General features: G+C 62.4%; 13 protein-coding genes. 5 read left to right on the forward strand and 8 right to left on the reverse strand.

The genetic code is table 11. From position 1 onward, the window contains the following. Positions 1 to 25 precede the first annotated feature (25 nt). Genes ACLEJR_RS15315 through ACLEJR_RS15325 form a run of 3 tightly spaced genes read left to right on the forward strand, consistent with a single transcriptional unit; the run spans position 26 to position 11,843 of the window. Positions 26 to 4,597 carry a neuraminidase-like domain-containing protein gene (locus ACLEJR_RS15315; RefSeq protein WP_440814849.1) on the forward strand — a complete coding sequence of 1,524 codons (4,572 nt, stop codon included), beginning with the start codon at positions 26 to 28 and terminating at the stop codon, positions 4,595 to 4,597. Continuing rightward, the gene (locus ACLEJR_RS15320) at positions 4,594 to 9,066 is read left to right on the forward strand and encodes a SpvB/TcaC N-terminal domain-containing protein (RefSeq protein ID WP_440814851.1); all 4,473 of its coding nucleotides are present in this window, start codon (positions 4,594 to 4,596) and stop codon (positions 9,064 to 9,066) included. The genes ACLEJR_RS15315 and ACLEJR_RS15320 overlap by 4 nt, the downstream gene beginning before the upstream one ends. Next, positions 9,063 to 11,843, forward strand: coding sequence for an RHS repeat-associated core domain-containing protein (locus ACLEJR_RS15325; RefSeq protein ID WP_440814852.1), 2,781 nt, complete (start codon positions 9,063 to 9,065; stop codon positions 11,841 to 11,843). Before ACLEJR_RS15320 ends, ACLEJR_RS15325 begins: the two co-directional genes overlap by 4 nt. Positions 11,844 to 11,862: 19 nt before the next feature. On the opposite strand, the gene ACLEJR_RS15330 is transcribed toward ACLEJR_RS15325, so the two are convergent. The 4 genes from ACLEJR_RS15330 to ACLEJR_RS15345 all read right to left on the reverse strand — a co-directional run bounded on the left by ACLEJR_RS15330 (position 11,863) and on the right by ACLEJR_RS15345 (position 16,158). After that, positions 11,863 to 12,231, reverse strand: a complete 369-nt coding sequence (locus ACLEJR_RS15330; RefSeq protein ID WP_440793585.1) for a glyoxalase superfamily protein — start codon at positions 12,229 to 12,231, stop codon at positions 11,863 to 11,865. Positions 12,232 to 12,470: 239 nt separating this feature from the next. Then, positions 12,471 to 13,919 carry an N-acyl-D-amino-acid deacylase family protein gene (locus tag ACLEJR_RS15335; RefSeq protein ID WP_440814853.1) on the reverse strand — a complete coding sequence of 483 codons (1,449 nt, stop codon included), beginning with the start codon at positions 13,917 to 13,919 and terminating at the stop codon, positions 12,471 to 12,473. Position 13,920: 1 nt separating this feature from the next. Next, positions 13,921 to 14,781 carry a MurR/RpiR family transcriptional regulator gene (locus ACLEJR_RS15340; RefSeq protein WP_440793581.1) on the reverse strand — a complete coding sequence of 287 codons (861 nt, stop codon included), beginning with the start codon at positions 14,779 to 14,781 and terminating at the stop codon, positions 13,921 to 13,923. A 27-nt stretch (positions 14,782 to 14,808) separates the two neighbouring features. Continuing rightward, on the reverse strand, positions 14,809 to 16,158 hold the full coding sequence (locus tag ACLEJR_RS15345; protein ID WP_440793579.1) for a GntT/GntP/DsdX family permease: 1,350 nt from the start codon (positions 16,156 to 16,158) through the stop codon (positions 14,809 to 14,811). 355 nt (positions 16,159 to 16,513) lie between these two features. Between ACLEJR_RS15345 and ACLEJR_RS15350 the strand changes: the two genes are divergently transcribed. Then, positions 16,514 to 17,959 carry a SulP family inorganic anion transporter gene (locus ACLEJR_RS15350; protein ID WP_440814855.1) on the forward strand — a complete coding sequence of 482 codons (1,446 nt, stop codon included), beginning with the start codon at positions 16,514 to 16,516 and terminating at the stop codon, positions 17,957 to 17,959. Positions 17,960 to 18,236: 277 nt separating this feature from the next. Here ACLEJR_RS15350 and ACLEJR_RS15355 read toward each other — a convergent pair whose 3' ends face one another. The 3 genes from ACLEJR_RS15355 to ACLEJR_RS15365 form a co-directional block, all read right to left on the reverse strand. Beyond that, on the reverse strand, positions 18,237 to 19,130 hold the full coding sequence (locus ACLEJR_RS15355) for an NAD-dependent epimerase/dehydratase family protein (protein ID WP_440814857.1): 894 nt from the start codon (positions 19,128 to 19,130) through the stop codon (positions 18,237 to 18,239). 102 nt (positions 19,131 to 19,232) lie between these two features. Then, positions 19,233 to 20,144 carry a LysR substrate-binding domain-containing protein gene (locus ACLEJR_RS15360; RefSeq protein ID WP_440793574.1) on the reverse strand — a complete coding sequence of 304 codons (912 nt, stop codon included), beginning with the start codon at positions 20,142 to 20,144 and terminating at the stop codon, positions 19,233 to 19,235. A gap of 207 nt (positions 20,145 to 20,351) precedes the next feature. Beyond that, positions 20,352 to 20,942 (reverse strand): NAD(P)H-dependent oxidoreductase, encoded by a 591-nt coding sequence (locus tag ACLEJR_RS15365; RefSeq protein ID WP_440814859.1) that lies wholly within the window; start codon positions 20,940 to 20,942, stop codon positions 20,352 to 20,354. Positions 20,943 to 21,140: 198 nt separating this feature from the next. Here ACLEJR_RS15365 and ACLEJR_RS15370 point away from each other — a divergent pair, with 198 nt between their 5' ends. Beyond that, entirely contained in the window at positions 21,141 to 21,455 is a 315-nt protein-coding gene (locus tag ACLEJR_RS15370) for a putative quinol monooxygenase (protein WP_440814861.1), read from the forward strand. Here the strand turns inward: ACLEJR_RS15370 and ACLEJR_RS15375 are convergent. Further along, the gene (locus ACLEJR_RS15375) at positions 21,445 to 22,209 is read right to left on the reverse strand and encodes a sulfite exporter TauE/SafE family protein (RefSeq protein WP_440814862.1); all 765 of its coding nucleotides are present in this window, start codon (positions 22,207 to 22,209) and stop codon (positions 21,445 to 21,447) included. The genes ACLEJR_RS15370 and ACLEJR_RS15375 overlap by 11 nt on opposite strands. Between the last annotated feature and the right edge of the window lie 148 nt (positions 22,210 to 22,357).

Consider the following 22,357-nt stretch of genomic DNA (forward strand, 5'->3'; position numbering starts at 1 on the left):
GTCCTGCCCTTTTCAAGGAACGAATATGACCCTAGCCATAAAGAAGCAGCTCGATGAAAGCCTGCGCGACGCACTGCTGGCGCTCTACCTGAACAAGGTCGTGCCCGACCAGGCCGCGACCCGGCCCCATATGCCGAAGACGGCCCGGCAACTCTACGAATACTGGCTGCTGGACGTGTTGGTCAGCCAGGACGTCCCCACCACGCCGGTGGCCTGCGCCATTGCCAGTTTGCAGCAGTACATCAATCGCATCCTGATGAACCTGGAGCCCGGCTACGCGCCCATCAGCATCACCGCCGAGCTTCGACAAACCTGGCGCGACGAGTTGCACCAGTACCCGACCTGGGCCGCCTATCAGCAGTTGATCCATTTCCCTGCGATGTACCTCGACCCGACCCTCAGGGCCCATAAAAGCGCCAACTTCCAACAGCTGGAAAACACGCTCAACCAGAATCAGATCCAATCCGACGCCGTCCAGTCGGCGGTCATGGGGTACCTGACCCGCTTCGAAGAAGTCGCCAACCTGAACATCCTCAATGGGTACATCGACGGCGAGGACTTCGCCAACAGCACGTACTATTTCATCGCCAAGTCCCGCACCGAAAACAGCTACTTCTGGCGTTCGCTGAACATGGCGCATCGCCCCCTCGCTGGCATACCGCCACAGCCGCCGGCTGTCGCGCCTAAGCTGGACCAGCCCGATCCATACGCCTGGACGGACTGGGAAAAAGCCGACGTCCCCATCCCCGAGAACGCGCCCGAGCACTCGGTGCGACCGGTCTGGTTCAACAATCGCCTGTTCGTCACTTGGGCGGAATGCATCCATCAGGACCCGCCGCCTTCCAACGCTTCTTCGCAGGACGATACAACGGCAACGAGCACGCACCACCCACTGTTGCGGCTGAGCTACTGCTTCAAAAAACACGATGGAACCTGGAGTACACCGCGAGTGGCCTTGCAGGGCTATTGCACAGACGGGGCGTTGGGCGGCAAGGACCTTACGGCGATCAAGACGTTGCTCGCCACGGTCGTCGTGCATTTTCGCCAAGGCTCGCATGACTCGCTGTTTCTCGCCTTACAGGCTCATGAGTCCCCGGCAGCGTCAGACCTCGCCAACGACGGCCGTCGCGTATTCAGCAAGACGATGTACATCGACAAGCACCTGAGCCTTGAACCGGGTCGCTCAACGGATGCTGCCAACGAAAAGGACCTGCTGAGCGCCGCCGCACAGCGTATCCAAGCCACAACCTCCATAGACCTCGAAGTCACAGAAGCCGCCCTGCCCGGCAACATGCCCTCTACCCTTTCGGACTTCGAAAGGTCCTACCGTGACCGCATCAAACTCAGTTACTCCAGGCATAAATCCACACTGATGTTGCACATGGCGGTTAACATCGGCATCACCGGTGCAGGGGCCATGGAGTATCTACCGCGCACTGTGATGCGCTTGCGCGTGGCAAACGCCTTCAGCGGTGAACCTCGCCTGCAGATGAATCTGGTGTTTGCCGCCCAAAGCCTGCCGCAAACTGCATACATGCGGCTTCTGGAGGGTTCGAGCTTTAGCCTCGGCAAAACTTCCGTCACACTCGACCGCCACTTCCTGTTGTCCTTCACGCACACGCCCGATGCATTGAGAGACAGTGAACACTCACCCGGCATCACGCTGTCGAGCCAGACCAGCCTGGTAGGAAAATTCATTTCCACGCAGGCCGTCAGACAACTGATCAAGTCGAGCCGGCAGAACAATCGAAGCGCTTCCGCCACCGGGTCGGAAACCATCACCCTTAAGACAGAGAACGCAGGACCGCTTACCGTGGAGCGCGTCGGCGTTCTCTGCGATGAGCCGCTGGACAAGCAATACGTCGTCTTCCGGCAACCCTCCGCCCCAGCAAACCGGCCGCTGACCTACGCAGACCTGAGCGTCGTGGCCGAATCCCAACCTGCGGAGCAGTTGCCGCCGTCCTTCGATTTCGAATGGCCCGGAACGGATCCGGGCGCGGACGGCACCGTCGTCCTTCTCGGGGTAGCGTTCGTGCATCCCCTCGAGCCGGCCAGAAAGCTCTATTCCGTGCTCAGGGCCGTCACGTTGGAGCAACCCGTAAAGCGCCAGCAGCCTCCGGACATTACCCAGGTCACGACATCCGGCCTGGGAACCGGCCAGTTCATCGATTTCACCCATTGCGCCATCCGGACCAGTGACGCTTCCAGCCGGCGCCGTCCGCCGATCCGCTTGAACACCGTATTCGCCGCCGAATTGATCCGGCGCACCGAGAACGGCCTGGATGAATTGTTCGACTGGAGCACCCAACACCTGCAGGAGCCTCCGATTCCCGGCGACTTGAGCAACGCGATGGATTTTCATGGCGCTTATGGCCGGTACTTCACCGAACTGTTCCTTCATGTACCGTGGCTGGTGGCCCATCGCTTGAACGCCGAGCAGCAATACGAAGAGGCCGAGCGCTGGCTGCGCTATACCTTCGATCCGGGTCGCAACACTAACGAATGCTGGCGCAGCGTCCGGCTGGTCGATCGCAGCGTAGCGGCGTACGCCAACCAGGCGCCCCATGACCCGTACCAGATCGCCCTCAGTCATCCCGTGCATTTGTGCAAGGCGTTGTACTTTCTGTATCTCGACATTCTGATCAACCGTGGCGATGCCGCGTACCGCGCCATGACGCCCGACCGTCTCAGTGAAGCAAAGCTATGGTATGTGCGTGTGCTCGACTTGCTGGGCCCGCGCCCGGACGTTCGGCCGGTCGCTCCCTGGACGGACCTCACCCTGCAGACGTTGGTCGAGACTCCCGACGATGACCTGCGCTCCTTCGAGTACTCGGTGGCTCGCCGGGCCGACAGGCGCGCCTTGATCCTCCGTGAAGGCGACACGCCTTCGACCCTGCCGGGTATCGATAGCCCGTACTTGCATCTGCCGTTCCATCCGCAGCTGCTCAAATGCTGGGACACGGCCGAGAGCCGCCTGTACAACCTGCGGCATAACCTCGACATGGCCGGCAAGCCACTGCATCTACCGGCCTTTGCGGCGCCACCGGACCCTCGCGCCGTCTCCAGCGCCAGCGTCTTGAGCCTTTCGGATCGCCCGTCCGCAGGCCTGCCGAGCGTTGCCATTCCCCACTATCGCTTCGCCGTCATGCACGACCATGCCCAACAGGCCGTGGACAGCCTCAGCCAGTTGGGCACCCTGCTGCTGTCGCTGATCGAGCGCAAAGAAGAAGCTCAGTTGCTGGCCTTGCAGCAGCAGCAAGCCTGGGACCTGGCCAAACTCTCCACCGACCTGCAACGTCAGGCCTTGAACATCGACAATCGAAGCCGTCAGGCGCTTGAGGCCACTAAAGCGATCGTTCAGAACCGAGCCCTCTATTACAGAAAACTAATGGAGGAGAACCTGAACAACTCTGAAGAACATGCCACCCATTTCTACCTGGCCAGCGGCGGTGCTGAGCTCGCGGCAATCACTTGCCAGATAGCCGCAGGCGCAATGATGACGCTCCCCAACATCTTTGGCCTCGCCAACGGCGGCAGCCGCTGGGAAGGGCCGACGCTCGCGGCTTCCGCGGCTGCCCACAGCGCAGCCATCCTCGCCCGTACGACAGCGGACCACTGCGACCGTATGGCCTCGTTCAACCGTCGTTGGGATGAATGGCGCCAGGCGTACGACCAGTCCCAGTTGGAATTGGAGCAGTTGGATGCCCAACTGGCGCTATCCACCGAACAGCAAACCGCCACCCGTGTGCAATTGCGCCTGGCGGAATCGACCCTGGGTCAAGCCAAGGCCAACTACGACCTGCTCAGCAAACGCTTTACCAAGGCGCAACTGTATCAGTGGCTCAACAGCCAACTGGCCACGCTGTATCGCCAGGCCTACGACGCGACATTGAGCCTGTGCCTGGCCGCCGAAGCCTGTTGGCAATATGAAACCGCCGATTTCACCAGCCGCTTCATTCAACCCGGTGCCTGGCATACAACCTATCGAGGGCTCGGCGCCGGTGAGGCGCTGAAGCTCAACCTGCTGAACATGCACGCCGGATACCTGCAACGTCATGAGCGTGAGCTGGAGATCCGCAAGACGATATCGCTGCGACACCTGAAGGACAAAACCCCGGCCAGCCACCTGAACAAAGCGTGGCCACAGATGCTGGACGACCTGAAAAAAGGCAGCTGTGCCTTCGAACTGCCCCTTCAATTGTTCGAAGACGATTACCAGGGCCAGCAACACTACCTGCGGCGCCTCAAGACCATCAGCGTGACCCTGCCGGTCGTCGTCGGTCCATACGAGAACATTCGGGCCACGCTGACCCAGACCGCCAGCACGGTGTTCCTGTCCGCGGGCAATCAGGACCATGTCATGCAAAGCCGGCGCGCCAACCAGCAGATCGCCCTGTCGACCGGGATCGACGACAACGGTCTGTTCACCCTGAGCTTCAACGACGAGCGCTACCTGCCGTTCGAATACACCGGCGCCATTTCCCAATGGCAACTGACCTTCCCCAACCCCGAGGCCCAAAAGGCACTGCTTGAATCGCTGACCGACGTCATCGTGCACATAAGCTACACGGCCAGGGTCGGCGGAGGTGCGCAATGAGCGAGCAGTCCGCGGTGCCGGTCACCGCACCCTCCCTGCCCAAGGGCGGCGGCGCCATTCAAAGCATCGGCAAAGGATGGAGCCCCGTGGGCGCCCACGGCACGGCTGTCTATGAAATGGCCTTGCCCATTTCGCCGGGGCGCGGCTTTGCGCCATCCCTGTCCCTGAACTACGCCAGTACGCTCGGCAATGGTGTATTCGGCATTGGCTGGGGGTTGTCACTGCCCAGCGTGGCGCGCCGCACCAGCCACGGGGTACCGGCCTACGAGGAAGATGATGAAATCATCGGCCCCAACGGGGTGATGTGGCTGCCCGAGCGCGATGCGCAAGAGGCCATCGTCTGGACCCGCGTCGAGCACTACAACGAACTGGCGCTGGGTACGGCCTACTCCGTCGCCCGCTATTTTCCCCGGACCGAAAGCCGTTTCGACCGGATCGAGCATTGGGCCGCGCCAGGCGATACGCCGGGCTTCTGGCTGGTGCACGGCGCCGATGGCAGTCTCCACCTGTTTGGAAAGAGCCCGGCTTCGCGGCGCGTCGATCCCGAGGATACGAGCCGGGTCGGCGAATGGTTGCTGGAGGAAAGCCTGAACGCCCACGGTGAACATATCCTCTATCAATACCAGACAGACGCCACGGCCCAACGCTACTTGAGCCGCGTCAGCTACGGCAATTTCAAGGCCGACACACACTTGTACGCATGGACAGCGCAGCGGCTCGCGTCCGTGCAATGGCACTTCGAACTGGTGTTCGACTACGGTGAACGAACCACCGCCTATACGGAAAAGCCGCCGTATGAGGGCCAGCAATGGCCGGTCCGTAGTGACCCATTCTCCAGCTTCGCCTACGGGTTCGAAGTGCGCACCGAACGCCTGTGCCGCCAGGTCCTGATGTTCCACCGCTTCCCCGATGAACTGGGCGAAGACCCCGTCCTGGTGCGACGGCTGTTGCTTGACTATCGCCAGACGCCGCTGGGTTATCAGCACTTGAGCGCCGCCCACGAGCAGGCATTCGCCGCGGGTGAAACCGCTGAGCAGCGTCCTCCGTTAGAGTTCAGCTACAGCCCGTTCAAGCTCGCACCCGACCCCAGCGCCTGGCGTCGTTGTCAGGACCTGCCGGGGCTCAACGACGGCCATGCCTATCAACTGGTGGACCTGTACGGCGAAGGCCTGCCGGGGGTGCTCCATCGCTCCGACCAGGGTTGGCATTACCGCGAACCCGTACGCGCCGGGATCGACAGCGACGAGGTGAGTTACGGGCCGTGGCGAGCGCTCCCCCATATCCCCGTTACCGACACGACAACGCCGATGCTGCAAGTACTGAGCGACCTCACCGGCGACGGTCGCCTGGACTGGCTTGTCGCCCAACCGCAGGTAAGCGGTTTTTTCTCCCTCGGCGCCGATCGAAACTGGTCGGATTTCGCCACGTTCAACGCCTTTGCGCCAGAGTTTTTCAGTCCGCAAGGGCAACTGGCCGACCTGATGGGCAACGGGCTCGGCGACCTGGCACTGATCGGCCCGCGCAGTATTCGCCTCTACGCCAACCAGCGGGAAAACGGCTTCTCAGCACCGCTGCAGATGCCTCGCCAGGAGCACGAAGACGCCTTGCCGGTATTCGGGGCATCACCTGCCGAACTGGTGGCGTTCAGCGATGTACTGGGCAGCGGCCAACAACACCTGGTGCGCATTCGTCACGACGAAGTGAAGTGCTGGCCCAACCTCGGTCGTGGACGCTTCGGCCAAGGCCGGGTGTTGGACTTCCCTGGGCTGGCCCATGAAAGCTTCGACGCCTCGCGCATCCGCCTGGCGGACCTGGACGGCTCCGGTGCCGTCGACCTGATTTACCTGCAAGCCGACCATGCGCTGATTTTCATGAACCGCTGCGGCCACGGCTTCGCCCCCGCGGTGGCGCTGCCCTGGCCGCAAGGCGTGCGCTACGACCGTTTGTGTCAGGTGAGCATCGCCGACCTGCGAGGGCTGGGGTGTTCCAGCCTGGTCCTGAGCGTCCCGCACTTGAGCGGCCAACATTGGCGCTACGACTTCGTCAGCGCCAAACCCTATCTGCTCACCGGTGCCCACGATAACCTCGGCGCCGACTATCGCATCAGCTACCGCAGCTCGGCGCAGGAATGGCTGGATGAGAAACAGGAAAGAATCGCGACCGGCAAACTGCTCACCTGTCGCCTGCCCTTGGTCCTGCATCTGGTGTGCAGTCAGGCCGGACTGGACGAAACCAGCGGCAATCAGCTGACCCAGACGTTCACTTATCGCCAAGGCTATTACGACGGCAGCGAGCGGGAATTTCGCGGTTTCGGTCTGTTGCTGCAAACCGATACCCAAACCAGCCCCGGCGATCGCGCCGCCCAGGATTTCACCGCCACCTGCCTGACCAAATCCTGGTTTCACACCGGACGCAAGGTGGATCTGCCGCGAAATGCTTACAGCCGCGCCGACAAGCACGCCGTGGCGCTGGGCAAGACACTGCTTTGCCAATACCAGCCCGAAGCACAGAGCGACCGGATCATCGCCTCGCCAGGTGCGACCGCCGACCTCGAAATGGCGCGGGCCTTGTGTGGCCGCTTGCTGCGCAGCGAGGTTTTCGGCGTCGATGAGCATCGCAACGCCACCCGCCTGTATTCGGTCCAGGAACACCGGTACGGGCTGCGCCTGCTGCAACCTCCCGATAACCCTCGCGGCCATGCCCGGATCTTGCCACTGTTGCTGGAAACCATCACCTATCAATACGAAGGCTTTGCCGATGATCCGCAATGCCAGCACACCTTGAACCTGCGACACGACCAGTACGGTGTGCAAATCCGCCGCGTGGATATCCGTTACGCTCGGCGAAAAACCGTCAGCGACACGCCACCGTTCAGCGACGCCGACCAACAGCGGTGGTGGCGCGACGCCCACGACCCCGCGCAGCAGTGCTACCACCTGAGCGAAACCCGCGCCGAGTTCATCCACCTGCCAACGCCCCAGCAATGGCGGCTCGGCCTGCCCTATCGCCAGCGCACCCTGGCCTTGCAGCGCCCCAAGGCCGCTGAAGACGAGGGTTTGGCCCCGCAGGACATTACGTTCGAAACGCTCGACGAACGCGTGACACCCACTGCCTGGAACACCCAAGGCGTGCTGACCGGGCTGTCCGTGCAGCGCTATAAGCAGGCGTCGAGCGGAGCTACCCTGCCCGATGGCATCGCTGACATGCAGGCCCTGGTCGATCATCTGGAACGCGCCGAACTGGATGAAACCGCCCTGGCGGCGTTCCAGTCGCTGCCACAAGACGTCCGCCCCAAAGGAAAACTGCTGGAGCGGATCGGCTATCACCGAATGACCGACTTCCTGTCCGCGCCCTCATCCGCGAGGCTCTGGTCAGTCAAAAGCGACTTCGCAAGCTACGCGCCGCTGGCAGGCTTCTATAAGGTCAACGCCGTACAGCCGAGCCAAAGCCAGGGAGTGACCGAGATCAGCTACGACCCGTACGCCTGCCTGGTCACCGCCGTCAGATTGCCCGATGGCTGCACCACCCAGGCCGTCCACGATTACCGCTCACTCCAGCCGCTGCGCGTCACCGACCCCAACGGCAACGTGCAGGAAGGCTTGTTCGATGCGTTCGGCCAGGTACTGGCCAGCTCTTTTTATGGCGATGAAAACGGCACGCCCGTGGGCTTCAAACCACTCGCCCAGTTCCAGCGCCCTTCGTTCAAGCAGCCGGCCGAGGCAGTCCGCCGGGAACGGGAAGCGCTGCAGGACGCTGCCACAGTCCACTATTACGCGCCCTTCAGTTGGATGGGGCGCGTATCGGCGGCGGCCTTGGCAGATACCGACTGGCTGGCCCGTTGCGTGGCACGGGGGGATCTGCTTCCTGGCGGACATATCTGCGCCTCGGCCCGAGCCCGCTTGTCCACTGGCCGGGCACTGTCCGCCGATGACCTGAAACTCAAAGACGAACTTGAGGCCGCGACCCGTGAGCCCGTGCACGTCGCCACCCTGGTCGCCGACCGTTACCCCGATGACGGGCAACAACAGATTCACGTCGCCATCACCCATTTCGACGGCTTCGGTCGAACACTGCAAAACAAGCAACGGGTCGAGTCGGGCATGGCCTGGGTCGTCGACGCCAGAGGCGAACTGACCCTGGCGGATGGAAAGCCCAAGGCGCAGCTCGCAGCGGTTCGCTGGCGTGTCAGCGAACGGGTGGAATACAACGGCAAGGGTCTGGAAGTGCGGGTCTATCGGCCTTACTTTGCAGATCATCATGGTCACATCAACGACGCGTCCCTGCGCCAGTGCGGTGATTTCGACCAGCATGTCCACGACCCCCTCGGACGCCTGAGCCACACCCTGCTCGCCAGCCAGGGTGGCCTTCGCTATCTGCGCCGCCACACGCGCCATCCCTGGTACAGCGTGGATGAAGACGAGAACGACACCTTGCAGGAGGTCATGTCGACTCGCGGGGGTGATGCATGAGCGCACGCCTTCATCACAAGACGCCCACGGTCAACGTTATCGACAACCGTGGCCTGCCCGTGCGGCAGGTGACTTATTACCGACGCGAGGCAGACGAGCAAAGCCAGGCGCGCATCACCCGGCATCACTACGACGCAGCCGGACGGCCAGTGGCGCAATGGGACGCCCGGCTGTTCGCCGACGCTCCCGAGGCGAACCTGCAAACGGTCTACAGCCTGTCCGGCAAACCACTGCGGGTGAGCAGTGTCGACGCCGGATGGCGCCTCAGCCTGCCGGGTGATGCGGGGCAGGTGGTGCGCAGTTGGGATCAACGGGGACACCATTGGCGGACCACCTTCGACAATCGGCTGCGGCCGATCAGCCTGCGTGAGCAAGCGCCGGGGCAGGCGCCGCGCACGGTCGAATGCCTGCGCTACGGTGACAGTTCGCCGGCGTCTGCCGCCCATAACCTGTGTGGTGCCCTGGTCCGTCACGACGACAGCGCCGGCACTTTGCTCACCCATGGCTACGCGCTTTGCGCCAAGCCTCTGAGCCAGACCCGACACCTGCCGGCCAACAGCGAGATCCCTGACTGGCCTGGGGACGAAAAGGACCGTGACCGGCTGCTGGAACATGGCGACGGCCACACCACGAACTGGCGTTACGACGCACTCGGGCAAGTCATCCAGCAAACCGATGCGGCCCGGCATCAACAGCACTACGCCTTCGATCGGGCGGGTCAACTCAGCGCCGTGAGCCTCCAGCCTCGGGATGCCAGCGTCGCAACAACCGTCGTCAGCCAACTCACCTACAACGCCTCCGGCCAGCTCGAATCGCAGGCTGCCGGCAACGGAGTGATCAGCCGCGCCGAGTTCGACCCGGCCAACGGGCGAATGACCACCCTCAGCGCGTCGTTGTCCGCCCGCACCTTGCAGGACCTGCATTACGCCTACGACCCGGTGGGTAATGTGATGCGCATCGAAGACAAGGCCCAAGCGGTGCACTTCGGCAGCAACCAGCGGGTCGAAGCCATCGGCACATTCAACTACGACAGCCTGTACCAATTGACCCGCGCGACAGGGCGCGAAACCGCAGGCCTGGCCCCGACGATTCTCGGCACTGCGATCGATGCCGGCCAGTTGTTCAACTACACCGAACACTACACCTACGACGCCGGCGGCAACCTGACCGAGCTGCGCCATGTCCGCGACCGCAATCAATATACCCGGACGTTCCACGTCAGCCCTGTCAGCAACCGTCTCACGAGTTGGAACACAGGCCAGTCGGCAATCGACGTCACGCTGGCGTTCGATGCCAACGGCAACCAGCAGGTGCTACAGCCTGGGCAGGCGCTGACCTGGAACAGCCGCAACCAGCTCGACAGCGTGGTGCTGGTCCAGCGCGAAGACGGGGCCAACGACGTTGAGCGCTATCACTACGACAGCAGCGGCCAACGAGTGCGCAAGATCCGGACGGCCCACGCCAAGGCCATCACCCACACGTGGGAGGTCCGCTACCTGCCGGGCCTGGAAATCCACACGCGCCCTAACGAACGGCTGGAAGTGATCAATCTGCAAGCCGGTCGGTTCACCGTGCGTTACCTGCACTGGACCGAAGGCCGACCGTCCGGCATCGCTGCCAGCCCGCTGCGCTACGGCCTTGGCGACCACCTGGGCTCCTGCGCACTGGAGCTCGACGACCAAGGTGGGCTGATCAGCCAGGAAAGTTACCTGCCCTATGGCGGGACCGCGTGGCTGGCCGCCCGCTCGGCGCTGGAAGTCGGCTACCGGACCCTGCGCTACGGAGGCAAGGAGCGCGATGCCAGCGGCCTGTACTATTACGGGCAACGCTACTACGCGCCTTGGTTACAGCGCTGGATCAGCCCCGATCCGGCGGGGGCGGTCGACGGGTTGAACCTGTATGGCATGGTGGCCAACAATCCGCTCAGGTTCGTCGACCATCAGGGCTGGATCAAGGATGACGTTGTCAGAGGGGTGGAGGCTAATGGGCACGCCCGATCCCTGGCGATGATGCAGTCGCCCTCGACCCTGCCGTCCAGGCGAACGGCCGGTGACGACCGAGAAAACGCCGTGCTCAACCTGGCCTTGCGTCCGCCCCCAGGCTTGAGCAAGACAAAGCGCAAGGACCTGGTGGTCCACTCGTTTGGCGTGACCGGCGATACCCCGGATGGCAAGCCGGTGGCGCTCTACGAGTACCACAACCTTTCCGGTCCCAAATCCGGCCCGACGGGTTATCGCGGTGTGGACCCCCATTACGACGGCAGCGCTAAAAGCGACAGTTTCTACCTGAACTTCGGCAGCTACAGGATCGGCGATACCAACGAATACCTGAGCGACCTGGCCGAACGCTACCGTGCGACAAAAAACGACCCGGTCTACAAACTCGAAGTGGATCCCGAGTTGCTCAAACGCGAACCCACGCTGAGCAGGACCGTCGATGCCCTGTCGGAGCTCCAGCCACATACCCAGAACCTCATCGCCAGACACATCGAACTCTGCAACGGCATCATCCCCGTGCGCGCCGGTGGGCCGGGGGCGCATGGGGAAGTCCGGGTACTGAACGACGTCGTTGCGCTTTATCCGGGCCAGGCCGAGCGAGTGCTTTCGGACACGTACCTGTTCACCGAAAAAATCACCGGTGTGGCCCAACCGGAACCGTTCATCGCCTGTTTCAACTGCAGCGGGATCATTCCCGAAAACGTAAATATTCCCACGCAGCGCCATCCCAGGAACTATGAGATGTACAACGATCACGTCCAGTCAATCCCGCGACCTTAGCGCCTGGGCCGTTCAGGACTCAGGCACTGATCGTGTGGATGAATACCAACCGGTTCCCGAACGGATCGGTCACGGTCAGTTCCTGGGTCCCCCAGGGCATCGCCTGAATCTGCGGATGCGCGTAGCGGTACTGCCTGGCCTGCAATTGCTGCTGGAACGCTTCGAGCTCATCCGTTTCGATACGCAGCGCCGAACCCGGTGTGCAATCGCCGTGATGCTCGGACAGGTGCAGCACACAATCGCCGCGGGACACTTGCAGGTAGAGCGGGAAGTTGTCGCCAAAGCGGTGTTGCCAGTCGACGTTGAAGCCCAGGAAATCGACGTAGAACTCCATCGCCTTGGCCTCATCGAAGATCCGCAGGATCGGAGTGGTTTTACCGAAGCGCATGGGTTGCTCCCTGGCTGAAAAGTCCCCGTTCAAACGGGTTGAACCCAGTGCTTCGGCCTTGGCGCCGGGTTCTTTAATATCGCAGTGCCATCACCACCCCGTATAACACTGCACTTTGGACGCTCCAACGAACCCGTGGCGAGGGAGCTTGCTCCCGCTGGACGCGCCAGCGTCCCCTGCCGTGTAACTACAGGGCTGCTTCGCACCCCAGCGGGAGCAAGCTCCCTCGCCACACCGAGTCATAGACCTGAGTGTCGTTCCCGCGCCAGGAATCGTCCTCCCCGGCATCCATTCGCCTGGCCTTCGCCATAACTCAGGACGCCGTTGACCCACACGCCATCAATGCCTTCGGCTGCCCGTTGCGGTTCGATGAAATCGGCGACGTCACGAATGGTCTGTGGATTGAACAACACCATGTCGGCCCAGTGCCCTTCACGGATTTCACCGCGCTCCTTCAGACCGAAGCGGGATGCCGATAGACCGGTCATCTTATGCACGGCGGTGTGCAGCGGAAAGAGCCCGACGTCGCGACTGAAGTGTCCCAACACCCGTGGGAAAGCGCCCCACAACCGGGGATGGGGAAACGGGTCTTCGGGCAAACCGTCGGAACCGACCATGGATAAAGGGTGGGCGAGGATCTTTCGCACGTCGGATTCGTCCATGCCGTAATACACCGCGCCGGCCGGTTGCAGGCGTTGCGCCGCGTCCAGCAGCGACACGTTCCATTCAGCAGCAATATCGATAAGGTCGCGGCCGCCCATCTGCGGATGCGGCGTCGACCAAGTGATAGTGATGGGATGGGCGTCGGTCACCTGCTTGAGGTCCAGGGTCGAAGAGCTGGCCGCGTAGGGATAGCAGTCACAGCCGACCGGATGATTTTTTGCAGCGTTTTCCAGCGCCGCGAGTACTTGAGGACTACGCCCCCAATTGCCGACACCCGCACACTTGAGGTGGGAAATGATCACTGGGCTGCGGGCGTGCCGACCAATCTGGAACGCTTCGTCCATGGCTTCGAGCACTGGTTCGAATTCGCTGCGCAGGTGGGTGGTGTAGATCGCGCCGAATGCGTTCAATTCTTCAGTCAGTTGCATGACTTCATCGGTGGACGCGCAAAACGCGTTGGCGTAGGCCAGGCCGGTGGACAACCCCAACGCACCGTCCTGAAGACTTTCGCGCAGTTGCCGGCGCATGGCGGCGATCTCTGCTGCGCTGGCAGTGCGCAACAGATCGTCCATGTGGTTGCTGCGCAACGCGGTGTGGCCCACCAGCGCAGCGACGTTGACCGCGGGTGCGGCCGCCTTTACCGCGTCGCGATAAACGCTGAAGCGTGGATAGGCGAACGCCGACGCGGGGCCGAGCAGGTTCATCGGGTCCGGCGGATCGCCGCGCAGGCTCACCGGCGAGGCGCTGATGCCGCAGTTGCCGACGATCACTGTGGTCACGCCCTGGCTGAGCTTGGGCAGCATCTGCGGTTGGCGAATCACCACCGTGTCGTCGTGGGTGTGCACATCGATGAATCCCGGCGCCAGCACCCGGCCGGCGGCGTCGATTTCTTCGACGGCCCGGGCGCCGCCCAGCTCGCCAATGCGCTCGATGCGACCGGCGCGAATCGCGACATCGGCAGGGTAGCCGGGGGTGTCGCTGCCATCGATGAGCAGCGCATTGCGGATCAGTGTGTCGTACTGCATGTCAGTCTCCCAGCGGCAACTCATCATCGCCGCCGCGGTAGTCGTCCAGGGCGAGTTTGACTCGCCGCAGGCGCTCTTGATTGTCTTCGGGATTTGCCAATGCAAGCTCGGTGGCGAGCACATCGATTGCCAGCAGCATGCCGTAGCGCGCCGCCGTGGGTTTGTAGATGAATGAGGTTTCGGCGCCCTGCAGGGGTAGCACCACATCGGCCAGTCGGGCGAGCGGTGAGTCGGCGCGGGTAATCGCCAGGATTGCCGCACCATAACTGCGGGCCAGTTCGACGGCGCCAAGCAGTTCCGGGGTAATGCCGGTGAGCGAGCAGGCGATGACCAGATGTTGCTCGCTCAGCGACGTGGCGGTGATGCGCATCATCACCGGGTCGCGGCATGCGGCAATCGGATAGCCGAAACGCACCAGGCGCACTTGCAACTCCTCGCTGCAGAGCGCCGACCAGCCACCGAGTCCGAACGCGTGGACCATTCGTGCCTTGCCCAGCAGCCGAACGGCGTCGGCAAAGCGGGGCTCTTCGAACGCCGACAGGTGCTGACGCAGGGTCGACTCGATATCGCCCACGATCTGCCCGTAGAACGCCGATTGCTCGGGCGCGCCGGCCGGGTCGAGAAAGCGACTGCCGACCCCGCTGGCCTGAGCCAGTTGCAGACGCAGGTCCCGCAGGTCACGGCAACCGACGGTCCGGGCAAAACGCGACAGCGTGGCGCTGCTGACGTCCGCCCGCTGGGCCAGTTCATCGAGGCTGGCCGAAGCGGCGAATCCTACGTCGTCAAGCATCAGCCGGGCGATTCTTCCTTCGCCGGCGCTGAAGGAATCCTGGCGGGAGCGGATCTGGTAGAGGATGTCCATGACGGCTCCTGTGTGGTTGCGTTGTGCTCAGAGCAAACGGGCAAGCCCGAGGGTCAGGCCGAACGCGACCACGGAAATCAGCGTTTCGAGCACCGTCCAGGTCTTGAAGGTTTGTGCAACGGTCATATTGAAGTATTCCTTGATCAGCCAGAAGCCGCCGTCGTTGACGTGGGAAAAGATCACCGACCCGGCCCCGGTCGCCAGCACCAGCAGCTCGGGATGCGGATAGCCCAGGCCGATCGCCACCGGCGCGACAATGCCGGAGGCCGTGGTCATCGCCACCGTGGCCGAGCCCGTGGCGACGCGCATCAGCGCGGCGAACAGCCAGCCCATGACCAACGGTGACAGCTGGAACTCCTGGGCCAGCCCGACGATTTGCTGGGTGACACCGGCGTCCACCAGGATCCGGTTCAAGCCGCCGCCGGCGCCCACCAGCAGGGTGATGCTGGCGGTCGGTGCCAGGCACTCATTGGTGAACTTGAGGATCGACTCGCGATTGAAGCCCTGGGCCAGGCCGAGGGTCCAGAAACTGAGGATGGTCGCCAGCAGCAAGGCGATCACTGAGTTGCCGATGAACAACAGGAACTGGTTCAAGCCGCTGCCGGGCGTGGAGATCAGGTTGGCCCAGCCGCCGATGAGCATCAGCACCACCGGCAACAGGATCGTCCCGAGGGTCACGCCGAAACCCGGCAACCGGGCACGCGGTTCACGGTCGAGAAACTGCCGCTCCAGCGGGTTATCGGCCGGTAGCTGGATGCGCGGCACGATGAACTTGGCGTACAGGGGCCCGGCGATGATCGCCGTGGGAATTCCGATCAGGATTGCGTAAAGCAAGGTCTGCCCCACCGACGCCTGGAATGCCTGCACCGCCAGCATGGCCGCCGGATGCGGCGGTACCAGCGCATGGACCACCGACAGCCCGGCAACCATCGGCAGCCCGACCATGAGGATCGATACTCCCACCCGCCGGGCGACTGTGAAAGCGATGGGTACCAGCAGCACGAAACCCACTTCGAAAAACAACGGCAGCCCCACCAGGAACGCGATGCACACCATGGCCCAATGGGCATTGCGCTCGCCGAAGCGTTCGATCAGCGTTTGCGCCATGCGCTCGGCCCCGCCGGATTCGGCCATCATCTTGCCAAGCATCGTGCCCAACGCCACCACCAGCGCGATATGCCCCAGCGTCTTGCCCACGCCCGCCTCGTAAGCCCCTACGACACCCGACGGCGGCATCCCGGCCAGCAGTGCCAGGCCAATCGACACCAGGGTAATCACGATGAACGGATTGAGCCGGTATCGGGCGATCAGAACGATCAGGGCAATGATGGCAATGGCCGCGTAGACCAATAGCCAGTATCCGAAAGCAGGTGCCATGCGGGACTCCTCGAACAGGGTCACATCTATGAGTTGTGAAACTCATAAAGCATTTCCACGAAGAATCCTCAAACCCATTGAAAGTTATTTTCGTACCCAGACAAGAAATGTCGCTGACGGACATCGCGACACAGTGCCGATGAAAATCCACCACCGAATTTTCGTCCCTAGTACCGGACCCTGTGGGAGCGAGCCTGCTCGCGATTGCGGCGGGTCAGCCGACATCGATATCGACGGATCCAACCGCATCGCGAGCAAGCTCGCTCCCACTGGGGAATTTCCGTACCATTCCCATCTGCTCTTGCAACCACTCCTCCGGCAGCCGACATTCCACCGGCGCCCACTCAGGTAAATCATGAAACCAGCACGCCTTCGCGCCGATGCCCTCGCCGGCCTCACCACGTCTTTCGCCCTGCTCCCCGAATGCATCGCCTTCGCTCTGGTCGCCCATCTCAACCCACTGATGGGGCTGTATGGCGCCTTCATCATTTGCACGCTGACCGCCCTGTTCGGCGGTCGTCCGGGCATGGTCTCGGGCGCGGCGGGGTCGATGGCGGTGGTGATCGTGGCGCTGGTGGTGCAGCACGGCGTGCAATATCTGTTGGCCACGGTGCTGCTGGGCGGGTTGATCATGATGGCGTTCGGGCTGTTGCGGCTGGGCAAGCTGATACGCATGGTGCCGCATCCGGTGATGCTTGGTTTCGTCAACGGCCTGGCGATAGTCATCGCACTGGCGCAACTGGAGCATTTCAAGAACGGCGAGGCCTGGCTGAGCGGCGGCCCGTTGTACCTGATGATCGGGCTGGTGGTACTGACCATGGCCATCGTCTATCTGTTGCCGCGCCTGACCCGCAGCGTGCCTCCGGCCTTGGTGGCAATCCTCGGTGTTGGTCTGGCGGTGTACCTGCTCGGCCTGCCCACCCGCACCCTCGGCGACATGGCACATATCGCCGGCGGCTTGCCGAGCCTTGCCTGGCCGGACATCCCGTGGAACCTGGAAACCCTGCAGATCGTCGCGCCTTATGCGCTGATCATGGCCCTGGTGGGTTTGCTGGAAACCTTGCTGACCCTGAACCTGACCGATGAAATCACCGAGAGCCGCGGCTATCCGGACCGCGAGTGCGTCGCGCTGGGCGCCGCCAACATGGCCTCCGGACTGCTGGGCGGCATGGGCGGTTGCGCGATGATCGGCCAGACGATGATCAACTTGAGTTCCGGCGGGCGCGGGCGATCGTCCGGCGTGGTGGCCGGGGTGATGGTGCTGCTGTTCGTGTTGTTCCTGTCGCCGCTGATCGAACGCATCCCGCTCGCCGCGCTGGTGGGGGTGATGTTCGTGGTGGCACAGCAGACGTTTGCCTGGGCCTCGTTGCGGGTGATCAACAAAGTGCCGGTCAATGATGTGCTGGTGATCATCGCGGTGACGGTCATCACGGTGTTTACCGACCTGGCGATTGCCGTGCTCTGCGGCATCGTCATCGCAGCCCTCAACTTCGCCTGGCAACAGGCTCGGGAGCTGTACGCCGACACTCACCTTGAAAACGATGGGAGTAAACTCTATCGCCTGCACGGCACCTTGTTCTTCGCCTCGACGACGCCATTTCTCAACCAGTTCGACCCGGCCAACGACCCACCCCTTGTGACCCTGGACTGCCGCCACCTGAGCTTCGTCGACTACTCGGCCATCACCGCGCTCAAGACCCTGCGCGAGCGCTACAGCAAGGCCGGCAAGCACCTGCGGGTGTTCCACTTGTCCGACCGCTGCAAGCAGATGCTCAAGCGTGCGGGCGTGCATCACGACTAATAAAACTGTGGGAGCGAGCTTGCTCGCGATGGCGGTGTGTCAGCCAGCATCAATACCGACTGATCCAACACCATCGCGAGCAGGCTCGCTCCCACAGGGGTTGGTGCCCGACAGAGATTGCGCGAGCGCCGATGATCAAATGTGGGAGCGAGCTTGCTCGCGATGGCGACAGGTCAGTTGACATCTCTATCGACTGATTCGACGCCATCGTCGGATCGCCGCCCGGAGCAGGCTCGCTCCCACAGGGGATTGCAGTGAGTTAGGGACTTTTTACCCCTTACACCATCTCGTGAAGAATCCACTCCACCACCGAGGTCCGCTTCGGCGTCCAGCCCAGCAGCTCGCGGGCGTGCTTGCCGCGTACTCGGCTATTGGAGCCGAGGCCGTAGTTGGCCATTTCGTAGCCCCACTCGGCTTCAGCATCGGCCAGCGGCCAGTCCTGGGGTTGGCCAAGGTTCAGCGACCGGGCCATGGCAGTGGTCATGTCGATGAACGAGGCTTCGCCACTTTCGACGAAGTAGAACGTGCCCGGCACATTGTGGACCAGGGCCAGCTTGTACAACTCGACCACATCCTCGATGTGCACGTTGGACCAAATGTTTTGCCCCGGCCCGACATGCCTCACCACCCCACTTCTACGTGCCTGCTTGAGCAAGCGCGGCAGTTGCACGCTGTCACGCTTGACGCCCAGGCTGTGGCCGTAGATCAAGGTGTTGCAGATCACCGCCGAATTCACGCCGTGCTTTGCCGCGTCCAGGATCAAGTTGTCGATCGCGACCCGGGCCGCTTTGTCGGCAGAGGGTTGCGGCAGGTTGTCTTCCTGGTAGACGTCATCGCTGGCCCGACCGCCCGAAGCATCGCCAACGATGCTCGAGCCGCTGGTGTGCAACAGCACCTTGTTCGACCCCTTGAGCGCCTCGACCAGGGCTTCGGCGGCACCACGGTGATCGCTGCTGGCCGCATTGATGACGGCATCGGCGGCACGCGCCTGTTCGCCCAGCAGTGCGCTGTCTTCAAGAGTGCCGATGACCGGCCGGATGCCCAGCGCGGTCAGTTCGTTCGCCTGTTCGGCGCTACGTACCAGACCGGTGACCTGATGCCCGGCTTGCACGAGCCCGGTGGCGATGGAACCGCCAATGAAACCGGCGGCGCCGGTGATGAATACGTTCATGGATAACTCCTTGGCTGAATCAGTGATGAGAGGAGTATCGAGGACCTATCCCTGACGAAACAGGGCACCTTGCCCAAATCACTCTTGCCGCAAAGTCACGAATCAGCCTTTGAAATCACGCGAGGCATATTCGGCGAGCTTGCCTTGGATAAAGTCCAGGAAGCATTGGATGCGCAAGGCCAGCTGGGAGTTGCGGTAGTACACCGCGTTGATCGGCTGGCGGTATCCGCTGTTGGCATGCGCCAGCAACACCTTCAGCCGCCCGGCCTGGATGTCATCGCGAGTCATGAAATCCGACAGGCAGGCAATGCCCTGCCCCTGCAACGCCAGGTGGCGCACGGTTTCGCCGCTGGAAGCGCTGATGGCCGGCTGGATCGGCCAGCGGTCACCATGAATATGGCGCAGCGGCCATTGGTTGAGGCCGTCATTCTGGGCAAAACCCAGCAACGCGTGGTCCGTCAGCTCGGCAACGGTCGACGGCGTGCCGTGTTGCTTCAAATATTCGGGGCTCGCCAGGATGTGCAACGGACTGCATCCCAATGACCGCGCATGCAGCGTCGAGTCGGTGAGGGTGCCGATGCGAATGGCGACGTCAGTGCTTTGCTCCAGCAGGTCGATGATCAGGTCGTTGCTGTTGAGTTCGAGCTGAATGTCCGGATAAAGCCTGCGGAACTCTTCGATGTGCGGGACGATGGCGTGCAGCATGAAGGGTGAGGCCGCGTTGATCCGCAAACGTCCGGCGGGGTGTTTCTGGCGCGACGACAGGCGTTCTTCCAACTGGTCCATCTGGTCGAGGATGCCCTTGGCCTGCTCGAAGAAATACTTGCCTTCCTCGGTCAGGTCCATGCGCCGCGTGGTGCGGTTGATCAGGGTGGTGTCGAGCTTGGCTTCAAGGCGCGATAACGTGCGGCTGACCGCCGACGGCGTCTGTCCGACCTGTTCGGCGGCGGCGGAAATCGACCCGCACTCGATCACGCAGACGAAAATCTGCAATTCGTCGGATCTGGCTTTCACAGCTGTCCTCTCATCAAATGCACAACGGGAGCCAGGCAGCCTTTGTGGCGAGGGAGCTTGCTCCCGCTGGACTGCGTAGCAGGCCCGAAAAAAGCGGCCGCTGCGCGCTGGAGCGCCAGCCCGGCCGAGCGGGAGCAAGCTCCCTCGCCATAAAGTGCTCCCGCCCTGGGTGCATCTTTGCCTTCGGGAAGACCCGATAGTAGCCGGTTACCGCGAAAGGCCGAACACCTCATTCAAATGCTGCTCATACCGCGCCACATCCGCCTCGATATTCGGACGCTTCATCACGTCCACGCACAAGAAGGTCGGCAGAGCGGTCATGCCCAGGAACTGGTTGGCCTTGTGAAACGGAAAATACACCGCGTCCACGCCCTTGGCTTCGAAGAAATCGGTCGGGTCGTCGAAGGCTTGCTGCGGGGCGTTCCAGGTCAGGGACAACATGTACTGCTTGCCCTGCACCAAGCCGCCGCTGCCGTATTTCTGCGAAGCATCGGAGCGCGTACGACCGTCGCTGGCATAGAGGCTGCCGTGGCCCTCGGTAAAGACTTCGTCGATGTACTTTTTCACGGTCCATGGCGCGCCCATCCACCAGCCCGGCATCTGGTAGATGATCACGTCGGCCCAGAGAAACTTGGCGACCTCTTCCTTGATGTCGTAGCCGCCGTCGATGAAGGTGGTCTTCACATCGAGACCGCCACGGTCCAGCACACTGACAGCAGCGTCGTGCAGCGTTGCGTTGTAGCGGCCGTCGGAGTGAGCGAATTGTTTGCCGCCATTGAGCAACAGGACTTTTTTCATCAGATGCCTCATCAGGTTCCCGGTGGGCCGTTGGCCTTTCACCGAATGGAAGGTTGAAAAATGATGGCGGCAGGATATCGATCAGCCTCGCGCGGAATAACCACTGACAGAGCAAAAATGTTTTGATTCATACGCACGAATAGGCATCTTATTTTTGCCGTAAAATTCGGTGTCTCTTCATTTCAAGGATTCAACTCGATGAGCGACCTGCATGGTTTCATCCTTCACGCCAAGACCCGTCCGGAAAAAGCCGAAGCTTTCGAAGCGCTGTTCCGCGCATACGTCGAACCGAGCCGCGCCGAGCCCGGCTGCATCGAATACCACATGCTGCGGGACCAACAGGACCCGACGCTGTTTATCTTCTACGAGATCTGGGCATCCCAGGCGCACCTGGACGTGCACTCGAACCTGCCGCACATGAAGGAGTTTTTCGAGCAACGCATGGATTATCTGGAGCGCGATTTCGAGATCCGCCGAGTCGACATGCTCAGCCCGTCGTCGGCTAGCCGCTGATCAGCAGGTGGCCGCCGAGCACACCCAGGCCGATGAAAAATACCCGCTTGAACAACACGGCACTGATCCGCTGACGCAACCACTGCCCCAGCCACATCCCGGCCAGTGCCGGTAGCAGTGTCAGCAGCGAAGCACTCAGTTCACCGCCACCCAGGGCGCCGCGCCACAGCAGGCCGGCGGCCAGGGCCAGGGTGGAAACGGTGAACGACAACCCCAGGGCTTGCACCAGCTCATCCTTGCTCAAGCCCAGCGCTTGCAGGTACGGCACCGCTGGAATGACGAACACGCCGGTGGCCGAGGTAATGACGCCAGTGAGTACACCGCAGAGCGGGGCCAGCCACCGCTCGGCCCGTGGCGCGACCCGCAGCGTTGGCAGGCACAACCCGCTCAGCGCATACACCAACAATGCTCCGCCCAAGGCTCGCACCACCCAGGTCCCTCCCACCATGCCGAGCCACAGCGTACCGAGGCCGGTGCCGATGAAAATCGCCAGCAGCAGCGGCCACAGGCGCCAGATCAAGGTTCGCAGATGCCCACCGAAAGCCAGCTGCCAGAGATTGGTCAAGGTCGCCGGGATAATGAGCAACGCTGCAGCCTGTGCCGGCGCCATAGCCAGCCCGAGCAAGCCCATGGAAATGGTTGGCAGGCCGAGGCCGATCACCCCCTTGATCGTGCCGGCGAGCAGAAAGGTGGCGATGACCAGCAGGGTCAGCGCCAGGCCGAGGTTCTGATAGAAAGCGATGAGAGTGTCCATGGCGTTATCGTGCGCCTTGGCGGGTGGGTTTTAAATCTGGCATATACTGAGCGTGCCTCTTACCCAGCAAGAGGCTGGAATTTTTTGCTGAGGCGGTCGCCACTATCGCGAGCAGGCTCGCTCCCACATTGTTTCGGGTTCCTTCAGA

Source organism: Pseudomonas sp. SMN5 (assembly GCF_052041925.1).
Lineage (GTDB): Bacteria > Pseudomonadota > Gammaproteobacteria > Pseudomonadales > Pseudomonadaceae > Aquipseudomonas.

Bases quoted from the DNA above. Each gene is read 5' to 3' on its own strand.
- ACLEJR_RS15330 (WP_440793585.1), bottom strand. From the start codon at position 12,231: ATGCGCTTCGGTAAAACCACTCCGATCCTGCGGATCTTCGATGAGGCC.
- ACLEJR_RS15345 (WP_440793579.1), bottom strand. From the start codon at position 16,158: ATGGCACCTGCTTTCGGATACTGGCTATTGGTCTACGCGGCCATTGCC.
- ACLEJR_RS15325 (WP_440814852.1), top strand. From the start codon at position 9,063: ATGAGCGCACGCCTTCATCACAAGACGCCCACGGTCAACGTTATCGAC.
- ACLEJR_RS15365 (WP_440814859.1), bottom strand. From the start codon at position 20,942: ATGAAAAAAGTCCTGTTGCTCAATGGCGGCAAACAATTCGCTCACTCC.
- ACLEJR_RS15355 (WP_440814857.1), bottom strand. From the start codon at position 19,130: ATGAACGTATTCATCACCGGCGCCGCCGGTTTCATTGGCGGTTCCATC.
- ACLEJR_RS15370 (WP_440814861.1), top strand. From the start codon at position 21,141: ATGAGCGACCTGCATGGTTTCATCCTTCACGCCAAGACCCGTCCGGAA.
- ACLEJR_RS15350 (WP_440814855.1), top strand. From the start codon at position 16,514: ATGAAACCAGCACGCCTTCGCGCCGATGCCCTCGCCGGCCTCACCACG.
- ACLEJR_RS15375 (WP_440814862.1), bottom strand. From the start codon at position 22,209: ATGGACACTCTCATCGCTTTCTATCAGAACCTCGGCCTGGCGCTGACC.
- ACLEJR_RS15340 (WP_440793581.1), bottom strand. From the start codon at position 14,781: ATGGACATCCTCTACCAGATCCGCTCCCGCCAGGATTCCTTCAGCGCC.
- ACLEJR_RS15320 (WP_440814851.1), top strand. From the start codon at position 4,594: ATGAGCGAGCAGTCCGCGGTGCCGGTCACCGCACCCTCCCTGCCCAAG.
- ACLEJR_RS15315 (WP_440814849.1), top strand. From the start codon at position 26: ATGACCCTAGCCATAAAGAAGCAGCTCGATGAAAGCCTGCGCGACGCA.
- ACLEJR_RS15335 (WP_440814853.1), bottom strand. From the start codon at position 13,919: ATGCAGTACGACACACTGATCCGCAATGCGCTGCTCATCGATGGCAGC.